This is a genomic window from Kitasatospora sp. NPDC001664, assembly GCF_053596675.1.
In genome coordinates, this window is sequence record NZ_JBSFGS010000094.1 from 1 (window position 1) to 1,571 (window position 1,571).

1 rRNA gene is annotated in these 1,571 nt (G+C 57.2%); it reads right to left on the reverse strand.

From position 1 onward, the window contains the following. Positions 1 to 1,277: ribosomal RNA gene (locus ACWCYY_RS40820) — 23S ribosomal RNA — on the reverse strand; the annotation flags it as partial. Positions 1,278 to 1,571: the final 294 nt, after the last annotated feature.

The window sequence follows — 1,571 nt, forward strand, 5'->3', positions numbered from 1 at the left end:
GCTGCAATGACACGACTTCGGCGGTGTACTTGAGCCCCGCTACATTGTCGGCGCGGAATCACTTGACCAGTGAGCTATTACGCACTCTTTCAAGGGTGGCTGCTTCTAAGCCAACCTCCTGGTTGTCTCTGCGACTCCACATCCTTTCCCACTTAGCACACGCTTAGGGGCCTTAGTCGGTGTTCTGGGCTGTTTCCCTCTCGACCATGGAGCTTATCCCCCACAGTCTCACTGCCACGCTCTCACTTACCGGCATTCGGAGTTTGGCTAAGGTCAGTAACCCGGTGAGGCCCATCGCCTATCCAGTGCTCTACCTCCGGCAAGAAACACGTGACGCTGCACCTAAATGCATTTCGGGGAGAACCAGCTATCACGGAGTTTGATTGGCCTTTCACCCCTAACCACAGGTCATCCCCCAGGTTTTCAACCCTGGTGGGTTCGGTCCTCCACGAAGTCTTACCTCCGCTTCAACCTGCCCATGGCTAGATCACTCCGCTTCGGGTCTTGGGCATGCAACTCAACCGCCCTATTCGGACTCGCTTTCGCTACGGCTACCCCACACGGGTTAACCTCGCTACACACCGCAAACTCGCAGGCTCATTCTTCAAAAGGCACGCAGTCACGAGATGCACAGCAAGCTGCACATCCGACGCTCCCACGGCTTGTAGGCACACGGTTTCAGGTACTATTTCACTCCGCTCCCGCGGTACTTTTCACCATTCCCTCACGGTACTATCCGCTATCGGTCACTAGGGAATATTTAGGCTTAGCGGGTGGTCCCGCCAGATTCACACGGGATTTCTCGGGCCCCGTGCTACTTGGGAGAAGCTCAAGCGAGCCGCACAGATTTCGTCTACGGGGGTCTTACCCTCTACGCCGGACCTTTCGCATGTCCTTCGACTATCCATACGGTTTCTGACTCGCCCAGCCGCCGGCAGACGACTGAAGAACTTTCCCACGACCCCACGATGGCAACCCCTGCCGGGTCTCACACCAACGCGGTTTAGCCTCATCCGGTTTCGCTCGCCACTACTCCCGGAATCACGGTTGTTTTCTCTTCCTGAGGGTACTGAGATGTTTCACTTCCCCTCGTTCCCTCCACACACCCTATGTGTTCAGGTGCGGGTGACAGCCCATGACGACTGCCGGGTTTCCCCATTCGGAAACCCCCGGATCAAAGCCTGGTTGACGGCTCCCCGGGGACTATCGTGGCCTCCCACGTCCTTCATCGGTTCCTAGTGCCAAGGCATCCACCGTGCGCCCTTAAAAACTTGGCCACAGATGCTCGCGTCCACTGTGCAGTTCTCAAACAACGACCAGACACCCAAACTCAACGCTCCCTTACGGGGGCGCCTCGCATGAGGCCGGCATCCTCGAGGCAACTTCCGTTCCCTCAGGACCCAACAACGTGCCCGACACACCAGATCTCACAGACACGTTCCACGCCGAAGCAGTACTTGCGTCCATCAACCCTGTGTGCCGAATAGTCAACGTTCCACCCATGAGCAACCGTGTGAGACATTCGCTCACATCCGGCTATGTGCTCCTTAGAAAGGAGGTGATCCAGCCGC